Here is a 13,103-nt window from a genome sequence, read left to right as displayed (position 1 = left end):
CGGTGGCCGCCGGGTAGGGACGGACCGGTGACACGTCACTGCCCGGCCGTACCCCTGACGGGGACGGCCGGGCAGTCTGTGCGGCCCGCCTCGGTCAGGCCAGCCGAGGGCGTTGCCGGCGGACGAGATACCAGCCGGCGAGGGCGATCAGCGCCAGCAGGGCGATCCCGCCGACCGCGTAGACCAACCAGTTCGGCCCGCTGGCCGCGACCGCCATCGGCGCCGCGACGGGCAGGCTGATCTTCCCGGTGGCGGTGCGTTCCACGATGCCGCTGGCGAGCTTCGCGTGCACGTCCCAGACGCCCGCCGGCAGGGCCTGGTTGATCTCGATCCGGACCCGGCCGCTCTGGCCGGGCAGGATCGTCACGCCGTTTGTCACCTTGAACGGTCCGGCCTGGACCGCCTCCTTGCGCAGCGACAGCGTGCCCGTCATGTCCAGCGCGCGCTGGCCGGTGTTGGTGACCTTCGCAATGACCACGGGAAACTCGCCGGTCCCGGGCTCCGCGACCAGCCCGTCGACGCGGAAGTCCGTTGGTGGCTCACCACCCGGACCGATGTCGAGGTAGACCCGGATGCCCACCCGGTGGACCTGGGTGACATTGCCGGTGCGCTCCTTCGCGCTGGTGACCTGCGCCCAGATCGCGCCGTACCGCTCGCCCTTCGATGCCTTCTTCGGTACGGCGATCTCGACCTCGACCGGCCGTCGCTCGCCCGGATCCAGCTCCATCGCGGCGGTCTTCAGCCGGATCCACCCGCTGAGTTCGTTGCCGGTGCGCCCGTCGGGCACGGTGAAGGCGTTGTTCTCGACCGACGCCGCGCCGGAATAGAACTCGATCTTCTGTGACTCACCCGAGGTGTTCTGCACCTCGACCCGGCGGTTGATCGTCGTTCCGGGCTTCAGGTGGTCCACGATGTAGACCCGGGCACGGGGGTCCTGCACCCGACTGGCCGGGATGTCCAGCATCCGGATACTGATCGCGGCTTCGTCGGCGGGCTCCTGGCGCTGCTCCCGCACGGCAACGGCTGGCGCTGCCGAAACCCCGAGCGCCACGAGGGCGACCGAGGCCAGCAGCACCAGCCGGCCGAGCGGGTCAGAACACCGAATGTGTCACCGTCCCGGTGTAGACACCCTCGACGGTGCCGACCGGAATGTTCACCGCCAGGGTGGGGTTCCAGGTGGCGAAGTTGTTGCCCGTGCCGCCGGTGTGGCTCATCGCCGTCCGGGGCACGTTGATGATCACCTGCTGGGCGGCGGTGGGCTGGCCCGGCGTGAAGGTGCCGCCACCGGCGGTCCCCGTCGCGGGGCCGGACCAGTACAGGACGTTGATGGCCGGGATCGTCTCCCCGGAGGTGCCACCGCCCGTGGTGAAGTCGGTGGAGACGACGGTGGCGGTCCAGTTGGGGGTGAGCGAACCACGCTGGTCCAGCACGGTGACCGGGCCGAGCTGACCGGTGACGGTGGAGCCCTCCACGCCGTGCCCGATGTTCGCGGTCGCCGGCACGGTGATCGAGAGGCCGCCGGCGGCGTCGACGGTGAGGGTCACGATCGTTTCGCCAGTGGTGTCCGCGGCGGCCGGCCCGGCGAGCGCCAGGACGGCGGCAACGCCGGCCAGGCCCGCGAGAATCTTTCTACGCATCGAGTCTCCCTTGTCCTAAATGCCCTTTGCTAGCAGCTCAGAGCCTATCTAGGGCGAAAGGGTCATATCGGACGAACAGCGCGATCGTTGCGATCTCCACCTGGGCTGACGCCTGGCTGCGGGCGACGCGTCGGTGGATCGCTCAGGCCGGCACCACGTACGGGAAGCTGGCGGCGCGGGCGGCCTTGGTGACCTCCGAGGTGAGGCCGGACGTGGTGCCCGTGTTGAGCACCAGGGAGAACATCACCTCGGGTGCGTTGTCGGCCATGCTGCGCCCGTTGCGGACCGCGAAGCCGTAGTTGGCAGCCGTGCCGACCTGGTAGGACAGCAGGTCGGGGTAGAGCTGTCGGGCGACGCTCCACCCGTACGCCTGCGGGTCGGGGGCGGTGCCGTTGGCGGCGACGACGCCCGCGACGGCGCTGGCGATCTCCTCGCCGTCCTCGGAGAGGTCCCTGCTGGGGTGCCGGAAGTTGGCGGGGTCGGAGAAGTCGGTGTCGTGGGGCCAGAACAGCGGCCACATCATGGGGTGGCCGGCGCGGTTGATCTGTCGCCACCCACCGGCGTCGGTGGCCAGCATCGTGCGGCACCAGACGCCGATGTCGGTGCCGTCGCGCAGCAGCGGCTCGTCGTGGGAGACCTCGAGGACGATCGACTCGACGGTCGTGCCGGCGAAGCTGTTCTTGGCCTGGTCCATCCGCCACGCCGAGCGGTCCACCCGGGCGCCGTCCTTGAGCGCGCCGTTGATGGTGGCGAGTTCGTCGAGGTCGATGTAGAACGGGTCGCTGATCCGCCCGGCCCAGATCCGGACGTTGCCCCCGGTCGACACCTCGCCGGTGTGACCCTCGGCGATGGGGGTGCCCATCGCGGCGTCGTCGCGGGCATCCTCGCCGGCGAGTTCGTACAACTGGAAGGTCTGCTTTCCGTCGCCGTCCGTCTCGCCGAAGGCGAACCGGTAGGTCAGCCCCTCCATCTCCGCGCCGTTGAAGTGGATCTTTATCTCGTAGCGCGCCTCGGCGTGGAAGCCGCGCTTGATGTCCGCCTTCGTCACCGAGCTGTTGACGTCCATCACGAACACCGTGGCGCGGTCGCCGTTGAAGACGTACAGATCGTCGATGTAGAGCTGGCCGCCCTGGGCGGCGAGGGGGGTGTCGAGATGGTGCGACATGAGCTGACTCCCGAATTGCCGGATTCTGGACGTATCCGAACATAGCGGGCGTCGGCCTGCTCTCCCTGCCATCGGACTAATTCGGGCTCGCCCCGAGTGCGGCGGGGACAGGGTGCGGGGCCGCCCGACGCTGCTGCCGCGGGCGGCCCCCCATCCGTGCCGGGTGTCGCTCAGACGCGGGACCACTTCTGGTTCGCCGCACCGATGCAGTCCCACAGGTGCAGCTTGCCGCCGTTGTTGGGGTTGGCGTCCCGCACGTCCACGCACCTGTTGGCGTTGAGGTTGACCAGGTCGCCGGCGGCGTTGAGGGTGAAGCGCTGCGCGGTGTTGCCGTTGCAGGTGACCAGGTTGACCTCGGTGCCGTTCGCCGTGCCGGCCCAGGCGGGATCCATGCACTTGCCCATCGCGCGGACCGTCCCGTCGGAGGCGAAGGTCCAGGCCTGGGCCGCTGTGGTGTTGCAGTCCCAGATCTGCAACTTGGCGCCCTCGACCGGGTTGGCGCTGGGAATGTCGATGCACCGCCCGCTCTGCGCGCCCCGGATCCGGCTGGTGCCGGGTGTCGGCTCGCCGCCGCCTCCGGAGGTGTAGCTGGACACTCGCACGTAGTCGACGAGCATCTGCTGCGGGAACTGCGTGGAGCCGTCCGGGTAGCCGGGCCAGTTACCGCCCACCGCGACGTTGAGGATCATGAAGAAGGGGTGGTCGAACACCCAGCGGTTGCCGCCGAGTCGCGCGGGATCGACCCGGTGGTACTGGACCCCGTCCAGGTACCAGGTGATCACGTTCGGCTCCCAGTCCACCCGGTAGGTGTGGAAGCCGTCGGCGAGTGGCGCCCCGATGCTGCGACTGCCGGTGATGCCGCCGCCGCCGGAGTAGCCGGGCCCGTGCACGGTGCCGTAGACGGTGTTGGGCTCCCGGCCGATGTTCTCCATGATGTCGATCTCGCCGGCGTCGGGCCATCCGCCGCCGGTGCCGAGCATCCAGAACGCCGGCCAGATGCCCTGGCCGCGCGGAATCTTGATCCGGGCCTCGAATCGGCCGTAGGTCTGGGTGAAGGTGGCCGCCGACAGCAGCCGCGCCGACGTGTACTCGCAGCGCCCGTAGTGGCACTGGTAGTTGGCGGGATTGTCCCGGCGGGCCGTGATGACGAGGTTGCCCTGGCCGTCGTGGACGGCGTTGCTGGTGCTGTTGGTGTAGTACTGCCGCTCGTTGTTGCCCCAACCGCCGCCGCCGATGTCGAAGCGCCACTTGTTCTGGTCGACGGGGGTGCCGGCCGGGGAGTTGAACTCGTCCTGCCAGCTGATGGGGCCGATGGCGGCCTCGGCTCGGTCGGGATGCGCCGGGACGAGCGCCGCGGCGGTCGCGACGAGGGCGACCGCCAGGAGTACGAGGGGACGAGACCGGGTGCGGGCTGTGAACACGGGGGGCTCCTCAGCGGGGAGTGGTGGAGGCTGCGCGAGGAAAAGGGCGGAGAGCGCTCTCTGTAGAGAAGGATGTCGATATCGTGTCTTTCTGTCAAGAGTGTTTCCAATGCACCCGCATCGCCCTTCGCGCCCTCCACCCCGCGCGCGGTACGGCGATCGCCAGTGACTCCGAGATGGACGCGACGACCGCAGCGGTCGGGCTCGTCCGGGTGGCCCGCACCGCCCGGACGAGTGTTACTCGATAGCGGTCGAATCGACCCTTCCTATTGCCGTGGGGCGTCCACCCGGGACAGGATGACGAGGCGTGCGGGAAACCTCCTCGTAACCTGCGCGCTGCTGGTCTCTGTCACAAGGAAGTGGGAGTCAGTCATGAGCGACGCGTCGACGGCGCTGGGTGTGCGCCTCTACCCGGACCTGGTCGAGCGAGGTGGTCTGGCCCCCGCGCTCATCGAAACCGCTGCCCGACACGGGCTCGATCTCGGCCGGGTCACCGCCCCCGAGCAGGGGCGGAGCCGATTCACCTGCGCCGAGTTGCACTCCGAGCAGGGCGTGGTCTGCGTGAAGCTGGGATCGCAGGCCCGATATTTCATGATCGACCTGCGGGTGTCGGGCGAGGTGCTGGCCCGCGGCGACGTGATGGACCTGTTGCAGGTCGCCAAGGTGGCCGCGGCCTGGCAGGCCGGGCTGACGGTCGCCGAGCTCACCGCCCGGTTCCCGTTCATGGAGGAGATCAGGCACCGCCCGGCGCCCGTGGCCCAGGTCAGCTGACGCGCCTGCGCGCAAGGGTCAACAGCGCAACCGCGGTGGCAGGGGAGCCTCGACGCCGACCCCACGGTCCAGGTAGGTCGACTGGACGAAGGCGACGAAGCGTTCCGCGTCGGTGGCGGTGGACGCCAGCCCGAACGAGACACGGACCGCCCCACCCGTCGGCAGGCGCAGCGCGGCAAGGTAGCTGTCGATCGTGTCGACCCGCGCCAACAACCGCCGCCGCAGCGACTCCCGGCTGATCCCGAACGCGCCCTCACCCGCGCCCGGGTTGCAGAAGCAGCCAGTGCGCAGGGCGAAACCGGCCGCCGCCGACTCCCGCGCGACCAGCCGCTCATCGACAAGGGTGCCGTCCGGGTCGCGGAGGTTGAACGTCACGGTGCCGCCGCGGCCCGCGCCCGTCGTCGGCCCGTACACCTGGACCAGGGGTTGACCGCTGGCGTGCCGCAGCGTGGTCAGCCGCGCCAGCAGCCACTCGGTGAGCAGACCGACCCGGGAGTGCACGAGGTCCACCCCGATCGAGTCCAGCCACCGCAGCCCGAACTCCACGTCCGGGATGCTCAGGAAGTTGAGCGTGCCGTCCTCGAACGCCGACTCGTCGTCCATCGACCGGTGCCAGTCACCCTGCACGCTTACCGCGCGGATCGTGCCACCGGCGAACCACGGCCGGCGCAGCCGGGCCAGCGCGTCCCGGCGGGCCAGCAACGCGCCAACCCCGGTCGGGTAGCCGAAGAGCTTGTACCAGCTCAGACACACGAACTCCGGCCGGACGACGCTGAGGTCCAGCCGATTCGTCGGCGCGAAGGCGGCGGCGTCGAGCAGCACGTCGTAGCCGTGCTGGTGGGCCAACTCCACCCAGCCCAGCGGGTGCTGCACGCCGGAGAAGTTGCTCTGCGCCGGATAGGCCAACAGCCCTCGCCGACCCCGACCCCACCGCCGGCCACGGCTGGCGTCGAGCACCGTGGACAGGGCCGACTCGGCGACCCGCAGCTCCGGCCCGCTCAGCGGCACGTAGCGCACGGCCGCGCCGGCCGCCCGGGCGTACTCGCGGATGCCGTTCACCGAGTTGTGGTTGTCCCAGGTCAGCACGAGCGGAGCGGCGCGGCCGAAGTCGTACGCCTCACCGACCAGCCGGCAGGCGCCGCTGGCGTTCGGGGTGAAGACCACCGCGTACTCGGACGGGTCCGCGCGGAAGAAGTCGAGCACCGCGCGTCGTGCCGACTCCACCAGGGAACCGGCCGCCGCGCTGCTCGGGTTCTCCGAGTGCGGGTTGCCGTACAGGCCGGCGAGCAGCCGGTCGTGATGTTCGCGTACCTGGGCCTGCGCCGCGACCCCGGCCCCGGCGTAGTCGAGGTACACCTGCCCGCCGCTGTCCAGGTGCCGGTATTCGGTGGCGCGCAGCTCGTCGATCCGGCCGGTGGCGGCGTATCCCGGCAGCGCCGTGGGGGAGGCGTGCGGGATCGGCTCAGGACGCACGGCGGGGGTCCCGTCGGACCAGCACCGCCCAGGCGGCGACGAGGAAGAGCACCGTGAAGCCGCCGAGCACCAGCCAGTTCACCCAGACCGGCCGGGAGAAGCTGTCACCGTACGTGGCCAGCAGCGGTGGACCGAGCGGGGAGCCGCCGTCGCGCCAGAGTCGTTCCACCCCGGCGGTGTGCCCCAGACCCTCGAACGCCCAGCGGTTGGACATCGCGAAGCTGAGCCACTGACCACCGACCGCCATGGCCGGCACCGGCAGGATCGCACCGACGAAGAGCACCTGCGGAAAGCAGAGCATCGGCAGCATGAGCGTCGCCTGGGCCGCGTCGGAGACCGCCGCGGAGCACAGCAGGCCGAGGGTGAGCGCCGCCGCCGAGGAGAGCAGCAGTGTCGCGTACAGGGCCGCGAAGTCGGTGCCGTCGACCGGCGGCAGCCGGTCGATCCCGCGCAACACCCCGAGCAGGGCCAGGTCCACCAGGGCCAGCAGCGGCAGCAGCACCGCGACCTTGCCCATCAGGTACGGCAGCAGCCGGACACCCGCCAGCCGCTCCCGGCGCAGGATCGGCAGCTCGGTGCAGATCTGCAGTAACCCGTAGGTGAGCCCGAAGAAGAAACCGCCGAACGCGATCCAGAACAGGATCATCACGGTCACGGTCGGGCTCGGCCGGGTGGGCTCGAACGCCCCCGGTCGGAACAGCAGGGCGAACATGGCGAGCACCATCAACGGCGAGCCGAGCAGGATCGCCAGGGTCAGCCGATTACGGACGACGATCTCCGCGTCGCGGGCGGTGAGGACGGCCCACTGGCGCAGCCGGCCGACCCGCCGGGGCGCCGGCAGGGCGCTGCCCCCGCCGCCTACCGCACCGGCCGGTCCGCTGTCGTCGCGCTGCGCGGCGAAGCGATCGGGCCACTCGGCCGGATGCGACGCCTCGTCGAGCCGAGGGTGCACCTCGACGAGGGACCGCAGGTCGAAGAACTCCCGGGCGGCGGCGGGCGTGCCGCTGAACGCCAGTCGGCCCTGACGGGTCAGTACGACCACCCGGTCGCAGCGGTCCACGTCGGTGATCTGGTGGGTGGTGAGCACGACCGTGGTCCCGGAGTCGGCGAGCGTACGCAGCACCCGCAGCAGCTCCACGGCGATCGCCGGATCCAACCCCGAGGTGGGCTCGTCCAGGAAGAACACGCCGGGCCGGGTGAGCAGCTCGACGGCGATGCTGGCGCGTTTGCGTTCACCACCGCTGAGCAGGCCCACTCCGGTGGCGGCCCGTTCGGTGAGGCGCAGTTCGGCGAGCACCTCCGCGACGCGGCGGGTGACCTCGGCCGGCCCGGTGCCGGGTGCCAGGCGCAGTCGGGCGGCGTAGCGCAGGGTGCGGGCCAGTGGCAGCTCGCGGTGGATGATGTCGTCCTGCGGGACGAAACCGATCGCGCCCGCCGGGGCGGTGCCGTCGTAGGTCACGGTGCCCGCCGTCGGTCGCCGTACCCCGGCCAGCAGCTCCAGCAGGCTCGTCTTGCCGGCGCCGCTGACGCCGATGATCGCGACCAGTTCGCCAGGCGCGATGGTCAGCGAGATGTCGTCCAGGATCTGGCGACCGCCCCGAACGGTCTGGCCGAGACCACCGGCGGCGATGCCGACGCCGGTACGCGAAGGAGAGGTGGTCTGCTCGGTCGTCATGTCGGCTGCTCGATCCGGTCGGGGAGTGGTCCGCCTGAACATCGTGCCCCGCCGATGCTACTGAGTGGCCGCGCAGTGCGCCCGGAGTGGACGGTCGACGACAGTCGGCCGTTCAGCCGGTGGTGGTCCTGGCCTGCGCCGGCACCTGGAGGAGGTCCAGGCAGTTGCGCCACAGCATCTCCAGCTGGCCGGGGTCGTTGAGCAACTTCGCGAGCAGGACCCGTCCCTCGATCTGCGCGACGATCGATCGGGCGGCCTCCCGGCTGTCGACCGCCGGGCCCGCCAGGCCGCGGTCCTTCGCCTCGACGACGACCTGCTCGATGAGGCTGATCTGCTCCTCGAAGATCTCCTGGAGCCGACCGCGGATCTCCTCGGCCTGGTTGCTGAGTTCGAGGGCGAGGTTGCCGAACAGGCAGCCGGCGACCACGCCGGCTTTCTGCTTGCCGACGCGCTGGATGTCCTCGGTGGCCTCGAACAGGTCCTGCAGCCGCTGTAGCGGGTCGCGCTCGCTGACGAGCACCTGCTCCCACTGGCGGCGCTGGGTGACCCAGTGCTCGTCGATGACGGTGCGGGCGAGTGCCTGCTTGGACTCGAAGAAGTAGTAGAAGCTGCCCTTCGGCACGCCCGCCGCCGAGCAGATCTCGGCCACCCCGAGCGCCGTGTAGCCGCGCTGCTCGATCAGCGCGGCGGCCGCGTCCAGGATCTTGTTCCTCGCGTCACTTGTCCGTCCCATGCTTCGACAATACACGACCGGTCGGCTAGCTTTTAGTAGACCAGTCGTCTAGAGGAAGTTGTCTTCTCATGAACAGCAGTCAGGCACAGAAGGTCGTGGTGATCACCGGCGCCTCCCAGGGCATCGGCGCCGACCTCGTGGACGCGTACCGCAAGCTCGGGTACGGCGTCGTCGCGACATCACGCTCGATCGGCGCGTCCCACGACCCGGAGGTCGTCACGGTTCGGGGTGACATCGCCGAGGCCGACACCGCGGAGCGGGTGGTGCGTGCCGCTCTGGACCGGTTCGGGCGGATCGACACCCTGGTGAACAACGCCGGCGTCTTCGTCGCCAAGCCGTTCACCGACTACACCGACGAGGAGTTCGACCAGGTCACCGCTGTCAACCTCGCCGGGTTCTTCCACCTCACCCGACGCGTCCTGCCGCACCTGCTGGCCGGGGGATCGGGGCACATCGTCAGCATCACGACAAGCTTCGTCGACCAGCCCAGTTCGCACGTTCCGTCGGCGCTCGCGTCGTTGACCAAGGGCGGCATCAGCTCCGCCACCAAGTCCCTGGCCATCGAGTACGCGGCCCGCGGCGTACGGGTCAACGCCGTCGCGCCCGGCATCATCAAGACCCCGATGCACCCGGTCGAGACGCACCAGACGCTCGCGGGCCTGCACCCGGTCGGCCGGATGGGCGAGACCAGCGACGTGGTCGACGCCGTCCTCTACCTCGAGTCCGCCCCCTTCGTCACCGGCGAGATCCTGCACGTCGACGGCGGCCAGAACGCCGGTCACTGACGCCACCGCACACCGGAAAGGGAGTAGACGATGCCGATCGTGACCATCCAGATCACCCGCGAGGGCAGCACCGCGGGGGCGTCCGCGGCGACCGCCGAGGAGAAGGCCGCCCTCATCAAGGGCGTGAGCGAGCTGCTGCGCGACGTCCTGAACAAGCCGTTGACGTCGACCTTCGTGGTGATCGACGAGGTCGAGACCGAGAACTGGGGTCGCGGCGGCCTCCCGGTCGAACAGTTCCGTAAGCAGCAGGTGCCCGAGTAGGGCCGAGGGTGCCCGCCGACGTCCGGGGCAGGATCCGCGCCGCTGGTGCGGATCCTGCCCGGGCGGCGCCCGGCGGAAGGTAGGCCGGAAGAGCCGAGCCGCTGCCGCGCCCTAGGCCGGCGGGGCCTCGACGAAGAACTGCCGCAGCGCGTCGGCGACCAGGGTGGGTGCCGTCATGGTCACGAAGTGCGACTGACCCGCCCAGACGACGTAGCGGGCCGCCGGAATCGTCCGCGCGAGCGTGTTCATCGTCGTGGGCATCGGCTCCCAGGTGTCCGCGCCGGCCAGCAGCAGAGTCGGCACGGTGATCGAGGACCACCGGCTGATGTCCGTGCTGTCCCCGGCGAGGGCCTCGAGGTCGTGCAGCCAGCCGGTCGCCGCCCGCCGCGCCTCGACCGGGTCGGGCGTCCGGTCGCCCGCCGAGGCGGCGAGCGCGGCGACGATCGCCGCCGGGACCCGGGTCACCTCGTTCAACGCCGCTGCCATCGCCGCCGCGTCGTCGCGGGCGAAGGCGGAACGGTACCGGGCCAGCAGGGGTGCGATCTCCGCTCCGGCCGCGAAGAGCGGAGGCTCGAAGATGGCAAGCGAGCGGATGCCGCGCGGATCGGCCGAGGCGGTGTGCAACGCCAGTGTCGCTCCGTACGAGGCGCCGACGACATGGACGGTCCTGCCGGTGGGCTGGCGTGCCGCCTCGACGACCGCGAGCAGGTCGGCGGTCTCCTGGGTGAAGGACTTGGGGCCGGGCGGGACGTCACTGGGACCGTAGCCGCGGCGGGCCGGCAGCCACACCTCGTGGTCACGGGCGAGCTGGTCGGCGACGGTGGCCCAGGAGTGCAGCCCACCACCCGAGCCGTGCACGAGGACGACGGGGTCGCCGGCACCCAGGCGCCGGAGCGCCAGGCGCGTCCCGTCGGAGGACTCGACGTACTGGTCGGGGCTGCTCACTGCTGCTCCTGTTCTCCGGTCGGCCAGTTGCTGAGCGTCGTGTGGACCGCGTCGAGGATCGAGTGCCACGACGCGTCGACGGCGCGGGGATGGCCGAAGCCGTCGACGACTTCGAGACTCGCGAAGCCGTGCAGGGTGCTGCGGACGAATCGCATCGCGTCGGTAAGCGCCGGCTCGTCGAGCCCGTAGCCGCGCAGCATCGCGTAGCTCAGCTCGATCAACCGCAGATGCCCGGCCGAACCCGTGCCGACCTCCGGTGGAAGCGGGAGCTGCGTCGCGGCGTACTGCCCGGGGTGCGCCACGGCGAACGCGCGCCAGGCGTCGGCGAACCCGACGAGAGCCCGGTGGCCCGCCCGCCCGGCCACGGCGATCGCGAGCTCGTCGGCGAAAGCGGCAGCCGCCCGGACCGCGACCTGCTCGATCAACGCGTCGCGGCTGCGGACGTGCACGTAGAGCGCGGCGTCCGAGACGCCGAAGTGCCGGGCGACGGCCGCGACTGTCAACCGGGACAGGCCGACCGCGTCGGCCAGTTCGGCCGCGGCGGCCGAAACGCGCGCGCTGGTCAGTCCCTGCCGTGGCATACCGAACCTTTGTCTCGCTAGGAAGAAACTTAGGGGCCCTAAGATAACACCCCCGTCCGCCCGGTCCACCGGCCCGGGGCATGAACGGCCCAGTCGGGGGAAGACCGCTCTTTCGTCACCGAACAGGAGGCCCGGGATGCGAGCCGTCGTCTACGCCGACGTCCGGACCGTCGCCGTGCGGGAGGTGCCCGACGCGACGCTGGAGGCGGAGACCGACGCCCTGGTGCGGATCACCTCCACCGCGCTGTGCGGCACCGACCTGCACATGTACGACGGGCGGACCGGTGCCGACCCCGGGCTGGTGCTCGGCCACGAACCACTGGGCGTGGTGCAGGAGGTGGGCCGGGCGGTGCAGACCGTCCGGCCGGGCACCCGCGTGGTGATCCCCACGCACCTCTTCTGCGGGACGTGCGTGATGTGCGCCCGGGGGCTCTCGGCCGCCTGTCTGCGGGCGCGGGCGGAGGGGCCGGGCGCGGCGTACGGCTACGCCGGGATGGGCCCCTATCGGGGTGCCCAGGCCGACCTGCTGCGCGTGCCCTGGGCCGACGCCAACTGCGTACCGGTGCCTGGCGAGCCGGGGGACGGGTACGAGGACGACTTCGTGCTGCTTGCCGACGCGTTCGTCACGGGGTGGCACTCCGCCGCCACCCTTGCCGGGGTCGAGGCCGGTGACACGGTGGCCGTCTTCGGCGCCGGCACCATCGGCCTGCTCGGCGCCTACGCGGCCCTGCTGCGGGGTGCCCGGGTCGTCTACTGCGTCGACGGCGTCGAGGCGCGGCTCGACAAGGCCGGGGAGATCGGTGCCGTGCCTGTCGATTTCCGCCGGGGGGACCCGGTCGAGCAGATCCGCGCCGACCGGGCCCGGGTCGGGCTGCCGCTCGGCGAGGAGAAGCTGGGCGGTGTCGACAAGGTGATCGACGCGGTCGGGTTCCAGGCCCGCGACCGGGAGCACCCCGAGCGGGAACGCCCGGACCAGGTCATCGCCGACGCCGCCCGGTTGGTCAACCCGGCCGGCGCGATCGCGGTCGCGGGCGTGTATCCGGAGAAGGACCTGCGTCCCGGGCCCGGCGCGGACGCCCACGAGGATCTCGTCGTCCCGTGGGGGACGTTGTTCGCCAAGGGCGTCGCCGTCCGGTTCGGCCGCACCCACGACCGCCGTTACACGGTGCTGCTGCGCGACCTGGTCGTCGCCGGTCGGGCCCGGCCCAGCGTCGTCGTGACCCACCACGGCAGCCTGGCCGACGCGCCGGAGCTGTACCGCCGCTTCGACCGCCGGGAGGACGGGGTGATCAAGGTGGTGCTGCGCCCGAGTTGACGCGTCGGCGTCGGCGCGGACAGCCTCGATTCGCCCTTGAGGGCCGTTAAGCCGCAGATCCCTCCCCTGGTGGCGGGCGCGACGCGACGATCACTGTCGATCCGACCCGTCGGTAGAGGCGTGGGTCACATCGTCCGTCGAGGATCGTCGTGCCGTCCGGGGCTCGGTGCGGACCCCGCGGCCCGATCAAGATCATTCGATGATGACGAGCGGGCGACGTGGCGTCCCGTCTCCGGCCCGACGCGGATCAGCGCTGGTGGTGGGCCTGTCGGGGATGATGGGAGCCGATCGCGGCGTTGTCTTCCATTTGACAACGTTGCCACCGGCAGGCGAAGGTGCCG

General features: G+C 71.0%; 13 protein-coding genes. 4 read left to right on the top strand and 9 right to left on the bottom strand.

Annotated elements, in window-relative coordinates:
* Positions 1-94: 94 nt before the first annotated feature.
* From AB0F61_RS04330 to AB0F61_RS04315, 4 genes are all read right to left on the bottom strand, one after another.
* Positions 95-1,075, bottom strand: coding sequence for a hypothetical protein (locus AB0F61_RS04330; protein ID WP_357803150.1), 981 nt, complete (start codon positions 1,073-1,075; stop codon positions 95-97).
* A 16-nt stretch (positions 1,076-1,091) separates the two neighbouring features.
* The gene (locus AB0F61_RS04325; protein ID WP_357803148.1) at positions 1,092-1,637 is read right to left on the bottom strand and encodes a hypothetical protein; all 546 of its coding nucleotides are present in this window, start codon (positions 1,635-1,637) and stop codon (positions 1,092-1,094) included.
* A 142-nt stretch (positions 1,638-1,779) separates the two neighbouring features.
* The gene (locus AB0F61_RS04320) at positions 1,780-2,802 is read right to left on the bottom strand and encodes a DUF4331 family protein (RefSeq protein ID WP_357803147.1); all 1,023 of its coding nucleotides are present in this window, start codon (positions 2,800-2,802) and stop codon (positions 1,780-1,782) included.
* Between the two features lie 170 nt (positions 2,803-2,972).
* Positions 2,973-4,223 (bottom strand): family 16 glycosylhydrolase, encoded by a 1,251-nt coding sequence (locus tag AB0F61_RS04315; RefSeq protein WP_357803145.1) that lies wholly within the window; start codon positions 4,221-4,223, stop codon positions 2,973-2,975.
* 372 nt (positions 4,224-4,595) lie between these two features.
* Here AB0F61_RS04315 and AB0F61_RS04310 point away from each other — a divergent pair, with 372 nt between their 5' ends.
* Positions 4,596-4,994 (top strand): hypothetical protein, encoded by a 399-nt coding sequence (locus AB0F61_RS04310; protein WP_357803143.1) that lies wholly within the window; start codon positions 4,596-4,598, stop codon positions 4,992-4,994.
* Positions 4,995-5,012: 18 nt separating this feature from the next.
* Here AB0F61_RS04310 and AB0F61_RS04305 read toward each other — a convergent pair whose 3' ends face one another.
* From AB0F61_RS04305 to AB0F61_RS04295, 3 genes are all read right to left on the bottom strand, one after another.
* Complete coding sequence (locus AB0F61_RS04305) at positions 5,013-6,467, bottom strand: aminotransferase class V-fold PLP-dependent enzyme (RefSeq protein WP_357803141.1); 1,455 nt, start codon at positions 6,465-6,467, stop codon at positions 5,013-5,015.
* Positions 6,457-8,142 (bottom strand): ATP-binding cassette domain-containing protein, encoded by a 1,686-nt coding sequence (locus AB0F61_RS04300; RefSeq protein WP_357803140.1) that lies wholly within the window; start codon positions 8,140-8,142, stop codon positions 6,457-6,459. Before AB0F61_RS04300 ends, AB0F61_RS04305 begins: the two co-directional genes overlap by 11 nt.
* A gap of 112 nt (positions 8,143-8,254) precedes the next feature.
* Positions 8,255-8,875 (bottom strand): TetR/AcrR family transcriptional regulator, encoded by a 621-nt coding sequence (locus tag AB0F61_RS04295; protein ID WP_357803138.1) that lies wholly within the window; start codon positions 8,873-8,875, stop codon positions 8,255-8,257.
* A 68-nt stretch (positions 8,876-8,943) separates the two neighbouring features.
* On the opposite strand from AB0F61_RS04295, the gene AB0F61_RS04290 reads away from it, so the two are divergent.
* A complete protein-coding gene (locus AB0F61_RS04290; RefSeq protein ID WP_357803136.1) occupies positions 8,944-9,660 on the top strand; it encodes an SDR family oxidoreductase in 717 nt (238 codons plus the stop codon).
* Positions 9,661-9,690: 30 nt separating this feature from the next.
* Positions 9,691-9,921 carry a 4-oxalocrotonate tautomerase family protein gene (locus tag AB0F61_RS04285; protein WP_357803134.1) on the top strand — a complete coding sequence of 77 codons (231 nt, stop codon included), beginning with the start codon at positions 9,691-9,693 and terminating at the stop codon, positions 9,919-9,921.
* Positions 9,922-10,032: 111 nt separating this feature from the next.
* On the opposite strand, the gene AB0F61_RS04280 is transcribed toward AB0F61_RS04285, so the two are convergent.
* Positions 10,033-10,866 carry an alpha/beta hydrolase gene (locus tag AB0F61_RS04280; RefSeq protein WP_357803133.1) on the bottom strand — a complete coding sequence of 278 codons (834 nt, stop codon included), beginning with the start codon at positions 10,864-10,866 and terminating at the stop codon, positions 10,033-10,035.
* Positions 10,863-11,447, bottom strand: coding sequence for a WHG domain-containing protein (locus AB0F61_RS04275; protein ID WP_357803131.1), 585 nt, complete (start codon positions 11,445-11,447; stop codon positions 10,863-10,865). Before AB0F61_RS04275 ends, AB0F61_RS04280 begins: the two co-directional genes overlap by 4 nt.
* Before the next feature lie 136 nt (positions 11,448-11,583).
* Here AB0F61_RS04275 and AB0F61_RS04270 point away from each other — a divergent pair, with 136 nt between their 5' ends.
* The gene (locus AB0F61_RS04270; protein ID WP_357803130.1) at positions 11,584-12,762 is read left to right on the top strand and encodes a glutathione-independent formaldehyde dehydrogenase; all 1,179 of its coding nucleotides are present in this window, start codon (positions 11,584-11,586) and stop codon (positions 12,760-12,762) included.
* Positions 12,763-13,103: the final 341 nt, after the last annotated feature.

The sequence above is a fragment of the Micromonospora sp. NPDC023888 genome (assembly GCF_040639415.1).
In the GTDB taxonomy this organism is placed as follows: Bacteria; Actinomycetota; Actinomycetes; order Mycobacteriales; family Micromonosporaceae; genus Micromonospora.
The sequence above is the reverse complement of the archived record's forward strand: the minus strand, read 5'-3'. Positions and strand labels throughout refer to the sequence as shown.